Below are 14,244 nucleotides of genomic sequence, written 5' to 3'. Positions count from 1 at the left end.
TTCTCCAAAAAAAGTTACCTTGCCGCCACGCCTCCAGGGATGACCATGCACGACAAGCGGGCGCCTATATGTGGGTTGCGTTGCAAATGCAAGCTTAGTGCGGAATTAGGCCAACGCTTTGTAGAGGCTGAACAGGCTGGTGGCTATGAGCACGGAACTTACCGCGAACAGCAGTTTGCGCGGTTGAATCCGCTTTGCGATCAATGCACCAAATGGCGCCGCCAACAATCCGCCGATAAGCAGCCCGCCGGTCACGACGGTAAATGCTTCCAATCCGATGGTCAAAATGAAGGTCAAGGAAACTGCGACAGTCAAAAAGAATTCTGCCGTGTTCACCGTGCCTATTGTTTTGCGCGGGTCTGCGCCTTGAATCAGAAGGTTGGACGTGACCACAGGGCCCCAGCCGCCGCCCGATGCATCGAGAAAACCGCCGATAAGACCCAGCGGCATAGTTACTTTAGGGTCGCGTGGTTTTTGCTCATGCGTGAAGTTCCATGCCTTATGCAGCAAGTAAAAGCCGATCAGCGTAAGATACCCCATAACAAAAGGCCGGGCGGCCTCAGTGTGGATGTTCGCCAACAAATATGCCCCTGTGCAACCACCAATGACGCCGGGAATGGCGATGCGGCTAAACAGTTTCCAATCGACATTTTTGTGCAACACATGGCTGATGCCCGACGCGCCGGTGGTGAACATCTCAACAAAATGCACGCCGGCCGATGCGCGGGCAGGCGCAACGCCCATGACGCTGACCAGCAAGGTGCTGCAGATGACGCCAAAGGCCATACCAAGCGCTCCGTCGACTAATTGCGCCGCAAAGCCAACGGCGATGTAAGGCGCAACAGCAGACCAATCGACGTTGGTAACATATTCAAGCATCTAAACCTGGCCCTCTGTTCCGGAATGCGGATCCATAATCAGTAGCACTTACATTAGCCACAGCTTTGTATCCCTCTAATTTGTTTGTGCCGCCCAAGGAACTGTTTAGCCGCAGCGGCAGCAACGATGACCGATGGATTACTCTGCTGCCTGCAGATAGATGTCCGCATCCACGACATCTGACAGGTTGATGCTATCAAGGAGATTGGCGGTTTTATCGCGCACCTGAAGCATTAAAGCGCGCGTGCGGCAATTGTCTTCCTCGACACAATTCTTGCAGGTTTCGTGGGCATAACGGCTTGCACATGGCACCAGCGCCAGTGACCCGCGCATGATACGGATGAGGTCGCCATAGCTTATGTCGATCGGCGCAACGCCCAACCAATAGCCGCCGTCCTTGCCACGTTGTGACGCAATCAGGCCGGAGCGTGACAGCTCAGACAATATAACGGTCAAGAATTTAGGTGGAATTTTTTGGGCCTCTGCGATGTCCGCAAGCTGGACCGGGCCTTTACCATAATGATCCGCAAGATGCTGCATGGCGCGAATGGCATAGCGGGTTTTCTGGGACAGCATATTCTGCTTTTGCCCGTTGCCGCCTTGATTTTCAACCCACCCAGTAGACAAAGCGCGAATTGATTTAAACTCTCTCCGGTTTCAAAGGTGCAATGCATCTAAAGATAGTTGCTTTGCATTTTTGTTACGCATAGTTTGCAGGCATAAAACACAGTTTGAGTTATACAAATGAAAGAGGGGACATTTCATGAATTATTCTAAAACGGCGATATTGTTGTTAGCCACGTGCCTAACTGCACCGGCCTTCGCGCAAGCGTCATCCTTGCCTGCCGCTGCCGATAGCGCTGCGGATGAAAGCGCGGCGATTATCGTTACCGGATCGCGTATCAAGCAGGATCCTGCAAAGAGCGCGTTACCTTTGCAGATCATCACAACCAATGATATTTCTCGTGAGGGCATTAACAGCCCTGAGCAACTGATTTCCTATCTTTCCACCAACGGAAATGGCGCTGATAACCTTGCCTCAAACGCGGATGTTACCTCTGGTGCGCAACGCGGAACGAACGGCCTCTCGGCAGCCAACTTGCGCGGTCAGGGTTCTGCTTCGACGCTGGTGCTGTTGAACGGTCGGCGCGTTGCCGCGCATGGTCTTACGGGATCAGCCGTCGACGTGAATCAAATTCCTATGGCTGCGCTTGAGCGGGTGGAAATCCTGAAAGATGGCGCGTCGGCCATCTATGGAACGGATGCCATCGGTGGCGTCATCAACTTTATCACGAAAACCAATTTTCAAGGCCTCGTCTTAAACCAATTTGCAGATGTAACCGAAGCGGGCGGTGGAAATATTTATCGGCTGTCGGCGACGGGTGGCTATGGCGACCTGAACGAAGATGGCTTCAACATCATGGCTACCGTGAGCAAAAGCTATAGTAAAGCTCTCAACGGTTCGGAGCGCAGTTTCGTCAACGGTAATCAGCCTAATCGCGGCCTGTCGGTGGATACGCGTGGAACGCCCATTGCTACAGCTTTCGCAACAGGTTCAAATGCGCTGTTTGCGCCAACCGGTTCGCTCTTAAGCGGTGTCAGTTTGCTTGAAACAGGCGCAACCGTTTCCGCAAATGGCGGCATCAACATTCTGGACCTTCCAGGCGGCGCGGGTTGCGCTTCCATGGATGGTGGTATGGCATATGACGAACAATTATGGGCCAACACCTCTGCGCGTTTTGCCTGCGCTTGGGACACGGGCCGTGCGGCTGTTCTTCAACAGCCATTGACCACGCTAACTTATTATGGGCGCGCAACTGCAAAGCTTGGTGATCACCAATTTTATGCTGAAATCACGGGTTCGGATGCGGATTCATCCAAGCGCTTCTCGAATAACCAATATTCCGGCAACGCAACCACCTTGCCGTTATACTATCCCCTGAACGCCGCGACAACGGCGACATATAATGATGTTTATAACAAGCTGGTCGGCGTTTTTCCGCAAATCGCTCCCAATTACGGTAAGCCAATTTCGTATCGCTGGCGTTGCACTGCGTGCGGCGTGCGTGAATATGAAACAAACACCAAAACTCTGCGTGCTGGCTTAGGCGCCGAAGGTCCCTTGTGGGCCGGCTGGGACTATCGCGCGGGTGGATCTTACGCCCGCAGCCAAGCGACGTCGGTCTTGGGCAGCGGATACCATTATCGCGGAACCTTCGCGTCAGCAGCAGCAGCGACTGCGTCGGGTGTTGCCGGCGCCGTATCTGGCGGTATCGATCCACGTGCACCAACGGCCCCTGGCGCGTCGCGTCCTGGCATAGTTGGCCTGCTTAACAGCGGCATTCTCAACCCGTTCTCATTATCGCAATCGGCCGAAGCGCTTTCTGGATTGAAGGCAATTTCGGCAGAAGGCGTTACGCTTTATGGCGGTAAATATGAGGTCAAGCAACTTGATGCATCCGTGTCTGGGTCGCTGTTCGATTTGCCCGGTGGCACTGTTCAGGTTGCGCTTGGCGTAGACTATCGTCGCGAAACTTACAGCTTCAATGGTTCTCCTGCTGCGGTGACGGGCACGCCTGATATCTTCAACGTAGCCTTTGATAACAGCAACGCACTTACCCCGAAAAACCGGACAGTGAAGGCAGCCTATGCCGAAGTATTGGTGCCAGTGGTTGACACATTCGAGGTCACTGGCGCAGTTCGGCTTGACGATTATAGCGGCTTTGGCACAACAGTTAACCCGAAGATATCCGCCAAGTTCCAGCCGCTCGATTGGCTGATGCTTCGTGGGTCGTTCAACACTGGTTTCCGCGTGCCCGCGTTCAACCAAATCTTCAACGGCGTGACGCAGTCGCCAAACCCAGGCAATACTTTGGTTGACCCGACAACATGTGCGTCGAACGCTGTGAGTTCGTTGCCCGGTTGCGCAGCCATAACGCCAGAAACGCTCTCGGGCGGCAATTTGAATCTCGGCCCTGAAACATCAAAGCAGCATAGCCTTGGTGTGGTGCTTCAACCGTCCAGCCGTTTCAGTGCGTCCGTCGATTATTGGTCAATCTCCGTAGATGACACTATCGGCGCGCTGACATTGCGCCAGTTGCTTGATAACATCAGTTCCTTCCCTGATCGCGTAACCCGGACCAACGGGATCATTACGCTTATCGATCTGCGCGCCGACAATATCGGGTCGCGCCGGACCAAGGGACTTGAAATAGCTTTGCGCGGTGGCTTGGACGCCTTGGGTGGCGTCGTAAGTGCTGGTTTGGACGGAACCTATCAGCTGAAAAAGCGCGAGAAGTTCCTGCCGTCGGCTCCATTTGGACCCAGCTTGATTGGTCAGTTCACTTTTGCTGGTGATTTGGGTCTCAAGTGGAAGCATAGCGCCTTTGTTTCATTCACAAAGGATGACTTCACCTTCAGCTTCTCGCAAATCTATCGCGACGGTTACAAGAACCAGGCACTGCCTGGCATCGCCAATGGCACCGTGGTCCGCCCGGATTTCGACCCCAAGGTGAAACCATATGTGATTTACAATACATCTATAAGCAAGGATGTGCTGGAGCGGTTGCGTTTGACCGCAGGCGTGCGCAACGTCTTCGACAAGGATCCGCCATTTGCCATCACCTATGACAGCAACACAGGTTCGGGCTCAAGCTGGGAACCACGCGTTGCCGACCCACGTGGACGGTCGTTCACGCTTTCGGTTGAAGCGAAGTTCTAAACCAAAGGGATTGCCGAGTATGGATATGAACACAACTCGGCGTCAAATTATGGCGGGGCTTGCAGTATTGCTGTCGGCCCCTTCGTTTTCGGTTGCAGCCGCCGCCGATGCAAAAGCGGCACGCAAGCCATCGCGGCTTCGTGTCGGTGATACTGTGGGCTTGATCGAGCCCGCGTCCGCCAGCGATGAGCCATTCCAGCTTCAATTGGTGGAAGAGGCCATATTGGCTATGGGCCTTAAGCCCAAGCGCGCAGCCCATTTGCTGGACCGTTACGGCTATCTTGCCGGCCAAGATAAAGACCGAGCATCCGACATTAATGCGATGTTTGCCGACAAGGACGTTAAAGCCATTTTCGCAGTGCGTGGCGGGTGGGGTAGTGCCCGGCTTTTGCCGTATCTCGATTGGAACATCATTCGTGCCAATCCCAAATTGTTGACCGGTTTCAGCGACATCACGGCGCTGCACATGGCGATTGCGGCAAAGGGCGGATTTGTGACCTTGCATGGTCCAAATGCGGGCAGTGCGTGGGGTAAAGCATCTTGGGATATGTATCGCGAAATCGCGTTTGAAGGTGGCACGCCGACCTTTGCCAATCCCATCGGGACCGAAGACCGAATGGCTCAGCGGCAATGGCGTACGCGGGTATTGGGCAGCGGTAAGGGTAAAGCGCAAGGGAAGCTATTGGGCGGCAACCTCACGGTGCTCACGGCGCTGGCAGGAACGCCTTATCTGCCAGATTTCGATGGTGCGATCCTGTTCCTTGAGGATGTCGACGAAGCCGAATATCGTATCGACCGCATGCTGACGCAATTGGGGCAGGCTGGCATATTGAAAAACCTCAAAGGCGTGGTGTTTGGTCAGTGCACCGACTGCGTCAACAAGGGCACAAGCTACGGCGCGTTCACGCTGAATGACGTGCTGACTCAGCATCTGGGCGGCTTAGGCATCCCGGCCTATCAGGGTGCCTATTTCGGCCACATTACGGATCAGTTTACGCTGCCTGTGGGCGGTATTGCAGAAATCGATGCGGATGCGGGAACGCTCCGCCTGCTCGCGCCAGTGGTCGTTTAATTCAGGATTTGCAGAGCCAGCAACGCAAAGGCGTTGTTTGCCATGTGCAGGATGATGTTCGTGCGCAGTGACCCTGTACGATGGTATAGATAGCCAAAAGCGAGGCTGAGCGACATCAGGCCCGGAATGGCATAAGGCTGCCCATGCACGAGGGCAAACAGGAATGACGACAGCAGTATCGCACCCCATATAGGCAGATATTTCGCCAGTGCGTTTTGCAGCATTCCGCGGAACAACAGCTCCTCAACAACAGGCGCGGCAATAACGATCGCAAAGAACATGGCGGCAATGTTAAGTGGCGATCGCGTAATTGCGGCCAGGATTTTGGACATTTCGTCCTGCATGCTGATGCCCGGGATCAGGTAAGTCGCATAAACATAGTTGAAAGCCATTGCGGTGAGGATCCACATGACGGCAATATGAACGGTTTTGAGCAGCGGCAGTTTGCCGAAATCATATAGGCCCAAGGCCTTCATCCGACCATCTTTGCGTAAATAGAGCCACATCAGGAACAACTGAACAACGGCAGAAACAACAAGGCCCGTAATAATCGCAATCGGCGTTGCTGTGCTGGTCCAGTCATAAGTGGCCGCCATGATCAGGATCGTGCACAATATTTGCAGGGCAAAATACAGCGCAATGAAGCCAATAGCCGGCAGCAAGCCAGGATAATTTTTCGGCGCAAGAGGCGGTGCTGTCGCAGAATCGCTATGCTGCATTTTTTCCATCTCAGCCCTGCAAAAATAGGTGAAGGCCGAGCGACTTTCTGCCCGACCTTCTCCTGTTACACACGCAAAACTTAATAGGCCACCCGCGTTGCGTTCAGGCCATAAGCCGGGAGCAATGCCTGAACGCTGGTCGGGCCGGCGAGATGGCCTGCGCCCACCGCAATGAATGTCACCCCAGGCTTTGCCATCCGTGCGGAAATCCATTTCGCCCAATTGGCATTCCGCTTGGTCAACAACGTGTCGTATAAAACGCGGCTGGTCATCTCCTCATTCATGAGTGCGCCCAGCTTTTCCGGGTCCGGTGCGGCCCATAGGTCTACCATCTTGTCCATAGTAGCCCCGGCGTCATCAATATCTTTGGCCGTTTCGACGAGGAACTGGACCTGTTCAGCCTCAGCCAGGGTGTCAAACACACCAAGCTGAAACTCCATGGTTTCAAGGCCGGCAATCGGCTTTTTAGTGATATTTGCTGCTGCCGTAAGTTGCTTTTCAACGCCGCTATTTGGGTCAAATCCGCTTTTCTGCATGGCCAGCAGGGACAGTGTCATCGCCGCAGCCCAGGGCTCAAACGGGTCAAACGCCGCAGCCGGAATGCCAAGCTTGCCCATCGCCGCTTCGTACACTGCCCGGTCCGCGTCATTCATCTTGGATCGCAGTGCCTTGCCCTTTTGATCCATCGCAAACTTGCCAAACATGGCCTGAAATTCCGCTGCGGGGGGCTCGACCAGTTCGAGAACCAATTGGTCCGACGCGTCAAACGCGGTCTTTACGCCATCGTCAAACCAACCCAAGCTAGGTTTCAGGATATGCACACTGCCAAACAGGTAAATGGCGGTGTCGGCATCTTTGACCACCCATAAGGCGGGGTCGACGTCTTTAATGGCAGCAGCATCCGCTTTGACTGGGTCAAGTGCCTCAACGGAGGCAGGCGCTTCGGTAGGCGTGCTTTGCGCCGTGGCAGGCACCGCCCACGCCAACGCACAGGTCGCGGTCGCGGTGAGTAACGTCTTCAAACAAATGCGCATCGATATTCTCCTTCAATTATAAGGTGAGAGTATAATTCGACGATATCGGACCGGTAATCAGCGGTACTTTTTCCAGAACCAGACGACAAGAGCAACAAACATTGTTATAAAATAGAGTGTTACACCATTTACCTCCGGCAATATGCCGCCGCGCCACAGAAACCACCAGACTGGCGCGATGAACCAAAATGCGTAAATAGCGATGAGGGCGCCAAGTCGATAGGCGGTCTCCTCTTGCTCATCGACGGCATGCCTGTGCCAATAGAGGGTGATGGCTGGCAAAATAACGCCGATGGCGATTGAAAGGATGATCGCGAGTACTGGCGACATGGCTGCATTGGACATGAGACTGGTTTCGGGTGCGTCAAAACTGCCCGTCAGCGCGAGCGCGAGCCCGGTGGTGCCGCCAAATAAAAAGCTGCCAACTAAGAAACGATTGTAGACTTTTTCTCGGCGCGGCACCTTTTCGCCGCTTTGCTTGCCTTGTTGGAACAATTTCCAGATGACGAAAGCCAAAATAAGGATCGCCGCCGCAATTGCGCCTAACACGGCAACCCCAGCCAAATCTAAAGCACCGCCACCTTGGGCATTATGTTGTGACAGAAACCCGGTGATCACGCCCAGCAGCATGATGATGCCCACCCCGGACAACATCATCCATAGATTGCGTGCGATATTGCCGCCCGTTTTTTGATCTGCGTCACGCATCGTGCTCTCCTGTATGTTCGTCATCGAAAATCTCCTCGATAGGCAATTCAAACAGCCGTGAAATTTTAAACGCCAGCGGCAGGGACGGGTCATATTTTCCCGTCTCAATCGCGTTCACCGCCTGGCGCGATACATCGAGATGCTCGCCCAAATCGGCCTGGCTCCAATTGCGCATCGCGCGCAACACTTTGAGCTGATTTTTCATGTCAGGTTATAATGTCTTTGTGTCATGGAAACCTTACTAAAGCGATTCGCCTCTAATATCAACAACACCTTACATAATGTTATGCACCACTGACAAAAACCCGCCTGCGTATTCAGAAACTTGATTTAGCCGCCTATCTCCGCCAATGGCTGGCCATGTCCGTCGTTGCGCCACTTAGTTTTCAGGATCTGATCCTCACGCTCCATGATTATTGGGGTAAGCAGGGCTGCGCGATATTGCAGCCTTACGATATGGAAATGGGTGCTGGCACATTCCACACCGCGACCACGTTGCGCGCGTTAGGGCCTGACCCGTGGAACGCCGCCTTTGTGCAGCCGTCCCGCCGTCCGACCGATGGCCGTTATGGCGAAAACCCGAACCGGCTTGGCGCTTATTATCAATATCAGGTCATATTGAAACCAAGCCCACCTGATTTGCAGGAACTGTATTTGGGCTCGCTGCATGCGATCGGCATTGACCCGTTGCTGCACGACATCCGCTTTGTCGAGGATGATTGGGAAAGCCCGACGCTTGGCGCCTGGGGTCTTGGCTGGGAGGTGTGGTGCGACGGCATGGAGGTGACGCAGTTCACCTATTTCCAGCAAATGGGCGGCTTTGACTGCAAACCCGTTTCGGGCGAGCTGACTTATGGTCTGGAACGTCTGGCGATGTATATCCAGAACAAGGACAGCATTTTCGACCTTGTGTATAACAACGCAACGGCGGATCGTCCGGCGGTGACTTATGGCGACATTTTCCGCGAAAACGAACGGCAGATGAGCACTTATCATTTCGAAGTTGCCGATACCGACATGCTGTTCGATGCGTTTAAAAAGGCTACCGCAGAGTGCGAAAGCTGCCTGCAACATGTTTTGCCCATTCCCGCTTATGAACAGGCGATCAAGGCAAGCCATATATTCAACGTGCTGCAAGCGCGCGGCGTTATTTCTGTGCAAGAACGCGCCAGCTATATGGGCCGCGTGCGCGACCTTGCCAAAGGCAGCTGCCAGGCGTGGATGGCAAAGAACGGGTGGGCAGCGTGATGGTGGAATGCTCAAATCCTCCCCGGAACGGCGAGGAATTAGTATGACAGACTTTCTGTTGGAACTCCGCTCCGAAGAAATTCCCGCGCGGATGCAGGTCAAAGCCAAGGAAGACTTGGCGCGCCTGTTTAATGACGCGCTCGCCAAGGCCGGATTGGCGGCTGTGTCGGTTGAGACATTCGCCACGCCGCGCCGCCTTGCGCTAATTGCCACTGGGCTGCCGATGGCGACTGATGCGGTGTCAGAAGAAACCAAAGGTCCAAAGCTTGGCGCGCCGCCGCAAGCGATGGAAGGCTTCCTGCGCAAAACAGGGCTCACGCAAGACCAGTTGATTGAACGCGATGGCGTGTATTTTGCGGTCGTGGAAAAGGCAGGGCGTCAGACGGCGGATGTTTTGGCCGAAGCGATCCCAGCGATTATCCGTGCATTTCCATGGCCGAAATCGCAACGCTGGGGTGCCGCGTCTGTTTCGACCGAAAGCTTGCGTTGGGTGCGGCCATTGCAGGGCATTGTTGCGTTGCTTGGTGATGATGATGTTCCATGCGAAATTGAAGGCATCTGCAGCGGTGCCGCGACGATGGGGCACCGTTTCCACCACAGCGGTACCATTCATATCGCCAACGCGGCTAACTATGCCGCAAAGCTGCGCGATGCCCATGTCCTTGTGCATTTCTCCGAACGCTGCCGCATCATTCGAGATGGTGCGAAAGCGGCTGCCGAGGCCGCTGGCTTGAGGCTGGTTGAAGATGAAGGCCTAGTTGTCGAAAATGCCGGCCTGACGGAATGGCCAGTGCCGATGCTTGGCCGCTTTGACGCGGGATTTTTGGACGTGCCGCAAGAGGTTATTCAATTAACCGCGCGTGTGAACCAGAAATATTTTGTCTGTCATGACAAAGCGAGCAAGCTGGCCAACGCCTTTGTCTGCACTGCGAATATCGACGCGCATGACAATGGCGCCGCGATTGTTGCGGGTAATGAGAAGGTGTTGGCTGCGCGTTTGTCGGACGCGAAATTCTTCTGGGAACAGGATCTGAAAGTCGCGCTTGACGATCAGGCCAAGAAGCTGGCGCAGATTACCTTCCACGAAAAATTGGGCAGTGTCGCCGACAAGGTTGATCGCGTCGCTAAGCTGGTGCGGTGGTTGGTTGAAGAAGGGATCGTCAAGGGCGCAAGCGCCGATGACGCTGAACGCGCTGCGCGATTGTGCAAGGCCGACCTCGTTACAGGCATGGTCGGCGAATTCCCTGAACTACAGGGCATCATGGGCGGCTATTACGCCCGTGCGCAAGGCGAGAGCGACGCTGTCGCTGATGCCATTCGTGACCATTATAAGCCAGTCGGGCAGGGCGATGATGTGCCCATGGCGCCGGTAACGGTTGCGGTGAGTTTGGCGGATAAATTGGATACTTTGGCGCAATTTTTCGCCGCAGGCATGCCACCGACGGGATCTAAGGATCCGTTCGCATTGCGCCGCGCGGCGATCGGTTTCTTGTCGTTGCTGCTTCAGAATGACCTGCGCTGTTCGCTCAAGGGCATGCTTGTTGCAACGGGTGCCGGTGCAAGCTTCGCGATATTGGAAGAGTTTTTGATCGACCGCCTCAAAGTGCAACAACGCGAAGCGGGCGTGCGGCACGATTTGATTGATGCCATGTTTAGCCTTGGCGGTGAGGACGATCTTGTCCGGCTACTGGCGCGGGTGAAGGCATTGCAGGCATATATTAGTACGGCCGAGGGTGCGAATTTGTTGGCGGCGTACAAGCGCGCAGCAAATATACTGAAGGGTTCAGATCCGGTGTCGCCTGCCCTGGATACGGCGCGCGATGCGCTAATGGCGGATCCAGCTAACATTGCGTTGTTAAGCGCGCTTGATATTGCCGAACCGCAAGCCAAAAAGGCGCTTGCGGCCGAACAGTTTGAAGACGCCATGGCGGCGCTTGCGACTTTACGTGCGCCGATTGACCGTTTCTTCGAAGAAGTGATGGTGAATGATGAAGACGCTGCCAAGCGGGCCTTTCGCCTTGGGTTGCTGGCGCGGTTCCGTGATGCGGTAACGCAGGTTGCGGATTTTTCGAAGATTGAGGGGTAGGGCCGCATTAAAACCGCCGTCACCCTGAACATGTTTTAGGGTCTTAATTTCCATTGGCGTAGAATTAAGATGCTGAAACATGTTCAGCATGACAGTGATAAAATTGTCGGGTGGATCATTGGGTCTACCAAGCATGGAGCAAAAATGACTCAATATGTTTTTCGGTTCGGTGGCGGTGTTTCGGACGGTGATGAAACCGTTCGCGGCAACAAGAATATACTCGGCGGCAAGGGCGCGAACCTTGATGGCATGGCGTCTATTGGTCTGCCTGTGCCCCCCGGTTTCACGATCACAACCGAAATGTGCACGGCGTATTACGCCAATGGCCAAAGCTTTCCTGACAGCGTCCGCGCCGAGGTCGCCAATGGCCTTGCGCATATTGAGCAGGTAACGTGCAAGTCTTTTGGCGATGCTGTCAATCCGTTGCTCGTATCGGTGCGTTCCGGCGCGCGGGTGTCGATGCCAGGCATGATGGATACCGTTTTGAATCTCGGGCTCAATGACCAGACGGTCGAAGGCCTTGCGACTTCATCGGGCGATGCGCGCTTTGCGTGGGATAGCTATCGCCGCTTCATTCAAATGTATGCCGATGTGGTTTTGGAGCTGGATCATGGTGCGTTTGAAGAAGCGCTTGAGATCGCCAAGGAAGACCAAGGCTATTATCTCGATACCGAGCTTTCTGCCGATGATCTGAAGGCGTTGGTGGGCGAGTATAAGCGGCTTGTTCAGGCCGAATGGGGCAAGCCATTCCCACAGGATGTGCATGACCAATTATGGGGTGCGGTCGGTGCGGTCTTTGGCTCGTGGGAATCGGACCGGGCAAAGGTTTATCGCCGCCTCAACAATATCCCGGGTGACTGGGGCACCGCCGTCAATGTGCAGGCCATGGTCTTCGGCAATATGGGCGAAACATCGGCGACGGGCGTTGCCTTTACCCGTGACCCTGCCACTGGCGAAAACGCCTATTATGGCGAATATCTGATCAACGCGCAGGGCGAAGATGTCGTCGCCGGGATCCGCACGCCGCAATATTTGACCAAGGCGGCCCGCGAACGCGCGGGCGCGAAGCCGCTGTCTATGGAAGAGGCGATGCCGCAAGTATATGCCGAGCTGGCGCGGGTGTTCGACATTCTCGAAACGCATTATCGCGATATGCAAGATATTGAATTCACCGTTGAGCGTGAAAAATTGTGGATGCTGCAGACCCGATCGGGCAAGCGCACGGCCAAGGCAGCGTTGAAAATCGCGGTCGATATGGCCGACGCTGGCCTCATCACCACGGACGAGGCTGTCCTGCGCGTGGACCCGATGGCGCTGGACCAATTGCTGCACCCGACGCTGGATCCCGATGCGGTGCGCGATGTACTGACCTCTGGCCTGCCAGCTTCGCCCGGCGCAGCTTCGGGCAAAATCGTGTTTGACGCCGACACCGCCGACAAATGGAAAGAACGCGGCGAGTCCGTCATTTTGGTGCGCGTTGAAACCAGCCCTGAAGACATTCACGGCATGCACGCCGCAACCGGCATACTGACCGCACGTGGCGGCATGACGAGCCATGCGGCCGTTGTCGCACGCGGCATGGGCCGACCCTGCGTATCGGGGGCTGGCAGCCTTCAGATTGATGCTGCGGCCAAAACGCTGCGCATTGCCGGACGGACGTTGCATGAAGGCGATATCATCACGCTTGATGGTTCCACCGGCGAAGTGATGGCGGGTGAAGTCCCGACGTTGCAGCCTGAGCTGGTGGGTGATTTCGGCACCTTGATGGTCTGGGCCGATGCCGGTCGCCGGATGAAAGTCCGCGCCAACGCCGAAACGCCATTGGATGCGCAAACTGCGCGCGATTTTGGCGCAGAAGGCATTGGTCTGTGCCGTACCGAGCATATGTTCTTTGATGCCGCGCGTATTACCGCTGTGCGGCAGATGATCTTGGCGGACGATGAAAAGGGCCGCCGCGTTGCGCTCGACAAATTGCTGCCCGAACAGCGCAAAGACTTTACTGCCATTTTCGAAGTGATGGCTGGTCTTCCTGTCACCATCCGCTTGCTGGACCCGCCACTGCATGAATTCCTGCCACATCAGGAAAGCGAATTTGCCGAGGTTGCTGCAGCTGCCGGTGTGGGTATCGAGGTGCTGAAACAACGCGCGGCGGAACTGCACGAATTCAACCCGATGCTTGGCCATCGCGGGTGCCGCTTGGGCGTAACCTATCCTGAAATTTACGAGATGCAGGCGCGCGCGATATTCGAAGCGGCCTGTTCACTGGCTGTCGCACCCGTGCCTGAAATCATGATCCCACTCGTCGGCACCCGCCGCGAGCTTGAGCTGATGAAGGACGTTGTCGACAAGGCTGCCGAGGCTGTCTTCGCCGAACAGGGCAAGCGCATCGAATATCTCGTCGGCACCATGATCGAACTGCCGCGCGCCGCATTGATGGCCGATGAAATCGCCGAAGTCGGCAGCTTCTTCAGCTTTGGCACGAACGACCTGACGCAGACCACTTTGGGCGTCAGCCGCGATGATGCCGCACGGTTCCTGACGCATTATGTCGATAAGGGCATTTACGCCCGCGACCCGTTCGTCAGCCTTGATGTTGAAGGCGTTGGCCAGCTCATTGAAATCGCAGCGAACAAAGGCCGCGCGACGCGTCCTGACATCAAGCTTGGGATTTGCGGCGAACATGGCGGCGATCCGGCGTCGATTGCTTTTTGTGAAAAGGTCGGCCTCGATTATGTCAGCGCCTCACCCTATCGCGTGCCTATCGCGCGATTGGCAGC

General features: G+C 55.2%; 11 protein-coding genes. 5 read left to right on the top strand and 6 right to left on the bottom strand.

Features of this window, described 5'->3' with window-relative positions:
- Positions 1 to 105: 105 nt before the first annotated feature.
- Together QE270_RS03445 and QE270_RS03440 are read right to left on the bottom strand one after the other, a co-directional pair.
- The gene (locus tag QE270_RS03445) at positions 106 to 879 is read right to left on the bottom strand and encodes a sulfite exporter TauE/SafE family protein (protein ID WP_300035204.1); all 774 of its coding nucleotides are present in this window, start codon (positions 877 to 879) and stop codon (positions 106 to 108) included.
- 138 nt (positions 880 to 1,017) lie between these two features.
- Entirely contained in the window at positions 1,018 to 1,455 is a 438-nt protein-coding gene (locus QE270_RS03440) for an Rrf2 family transcriptional regulator (protein WP_300035201.1), read from the bottom strand.
- A 187-nt stretch (positions 1,456 to 1,642) separates the two neighbouring features.
- Here QE270_RS03440 and QE270_RS03435 point away from each other — a divergent pair, with 187 nt between their 5' ends.
- The gene (locus tag QE270_RS03435; RefSeq protein WP_300035198.1) at positions 1,643 to 4,600 is read left to right on the top strand and encodes a TonB-dependent receptor; all 2,958 of its coding nucleotides are present in this window, start codon (positions 1,643 to 1,645) and stop codon (positions 4,598 to 4,600) included.
- Positions 4,601 to 4,625: 25 nt separating this feature from the next.
- Positions 4,626 to 5,672 carry an LD-carboxypeptidase gene (locus QE270_RS03430; RefSeq protein WP_300035249.1) on the top strand — a complete coding sequence of 349 codons (1,047 nt, stop codon included), beginning with the start codon at positions 4,626 to 4,628 and terminating at the stop codon, positions 5,670 to 5,672.
- On the opposite strand, the gene QE270_RS03425 is transcribed toward QE270_RS03430, so the two are convergent.
- The 4 genes from QE270_RS03425 to QE270_RS03410 form a co-directional block, all read right to left on the bottom strand.
- Positions 5,669 to 6,391 (bottom strand): type II CAAX endopeptidase family protein, encoded by a 723-nt coding sequence (locus QE270_RS03425; protein WP_300035195.1) that lies wholly within the window; start codon positions 6,389 to 6,391, stop codon positions 5,669 to 5,671. The two genes, QE270_RS03430 and QE270_RS03425, sit on opposite strands and share 4 nt — an antisense overlap.
- Before the next feature lie 80 nt (positions 6,392 to 6,471).
- The gene (locus QE270_RS03420) at positions 6,472 to 7,425 is read right to left on the bottom strand and encodes a TraB/GumN family protein (RefSeq protein WP_300035193.1); all 954 of its coding nucleotides are present in this window, start codon (positions 7,423 to 7,425) and stop codon (positions 6,472 to 6,474) included.
- 57 nt (positions 7,426 to 7,482) lie between these two features.
- Positions 7,483 to 8,157 (bottom strand): hypothetical protein, encoded by a 675-nt coding sequence (locus QE270_RS03415; RefSeq protein ID WP_300035190.1) that lies wholly within the window; start codon positions 8,155 to 8,157, stop codon positions 7,483 to 7,485.
- Positions 8,126 to 8,338: a helix-turn-helix transcriptional regulator gene (locus QE270_RS03410; RefSeq protein WP_300035187.1), complete on the bottom strand. Its 213-nt coding sequence runs from the start codon at positions 8,336 to 8,338 to the stop codon at positions 8,126 to 8,128. The genes QE270_RS03415 and QE270_RS03410 overlap by 32 nt, the downstream gene beginning before the upstream one ends.
- Before the next feature lie 155 nt (positions 8,339 to 8,493).
- Between QE270_RS03410 and QE270_RS03405 the strand changes: the two genes are divergently transcribed.
- The 3 genes from QE270_RS03405 to ppdK form a co-directional block, all read left to right on the top strand.
- Complete coding sequence (locus tag QE270_RS03405) at positions 8,494 to 9,381, top strand: glycine--tRNA ligase subunit alpha (protein ID WP_300035184.1); 888 nt, start codon at positions 8,494 to 8,496, stop codon at positions 9,379 to 9,381.
- 43 nt (positions 9,382 to 9,424) lie between these two features.
- The gene (gene glyS, locus QE270_RS03400; protein WP_300035181.1) at positions 9,425 to 11,467 is read left to right on the top strand and encodes a glycine--tRNA ligase subunit beta; all 2,043 of its coding nucleotides are present in this window, start codon (positions 9,425 to 9,427) and stop codon (positions 11,465 to 11,467) included.
- 144 nt (positions 11,468 to 11,611) lie between these two features.
- Positions 11,612 to 14,244: pyruvate, phosphate dikinase (ppdK, locus tag QE270_RS03395; RefSeq protein WP_300035178.1), on the top strand; the 2,633-nt coding region annotated here is incomplete at its 3' end.

The organism is Sphingorhabdus sp., from assembly GCF_029865925.1.
Lineage (GTDB): Bacteria > Pseudomonadota > Alphaproteobacteria > Sphingomonadales > Sphingomonadaceae > Sphingorhabdus_B.
Note: the sequence above shows the minus strand (reverse complement) of the source record. Positions and strands in the feature narration are given on the sequence as shown.

Coding starts and splice junctions, on each gene's coding strand:
- QE270_RS03445 (WP_300035204.1), bottom strand. CDS start 879: ATGCTTGAATATGTTACCAACGTCGATTGGTCTGCTGTTGCGCCTTAC.
- QE270_RS03440 (WP_300035201.1), bottom strand. CDS start 1,455: ATGCTGTCCCAGAAAACCCGCTATGCCATTCGCGCCATGCAGCATCTT.
- QE270_RS03435 (WP_300035198.1), top strand. CDS start 1,643: ATGAATTATTCTAAAACGGCGATATTGTTGTTAGCCACGTGCCTAACT.
- QE270_RS03425 (WP_300035195.1), bottom strand. CDS start 6,391: ATGCAGCATAGCGATTCTGCGACAGCACCGCCTCTTGCGCCGAAAAAT.
- QE270_RS03415 (WP_300035190.1), bottom strand. CDS start 8,157: ATGACGAACATACAGGAGAGCACGATGCGTGACGCAGATCAAAAAACG.
- QE270_RS03420 (WP_300035193.1), bottom strand. CDS start 7,425: ATGCGCATTTGTTTGAAGACGTTACTCACCGCGACCGCGACCTGTGCG.
- QE270_RS03430 (WP_300035249.1), top strand. CDS start 4,626: ATGAACACAACTCGGCGTCAAATTATGGCGGGGCTTGCAGTATTGCTG.
- glyS (WP_300035181.1), top strand. CDS start 9,425: ATGACAGACTTTCTGTTGGAACTCCGCTCCGAAGAAATTCCCGCGCGG.
- QE270_RS03410 (WP_300035187.1), bottom strand. CDS start 8,338: ATGAAAAATCAGCTCAAAGTGTTGCGCGCGATGCGCAATTGGAGCCAG.
- QE270_RS03405 (WP_300035184.1), top strand. CDS start 8,494: ATGTCCGTCGTTGCGCCACTTAGTTTTCAGGATCTGATCCTCACGCTC.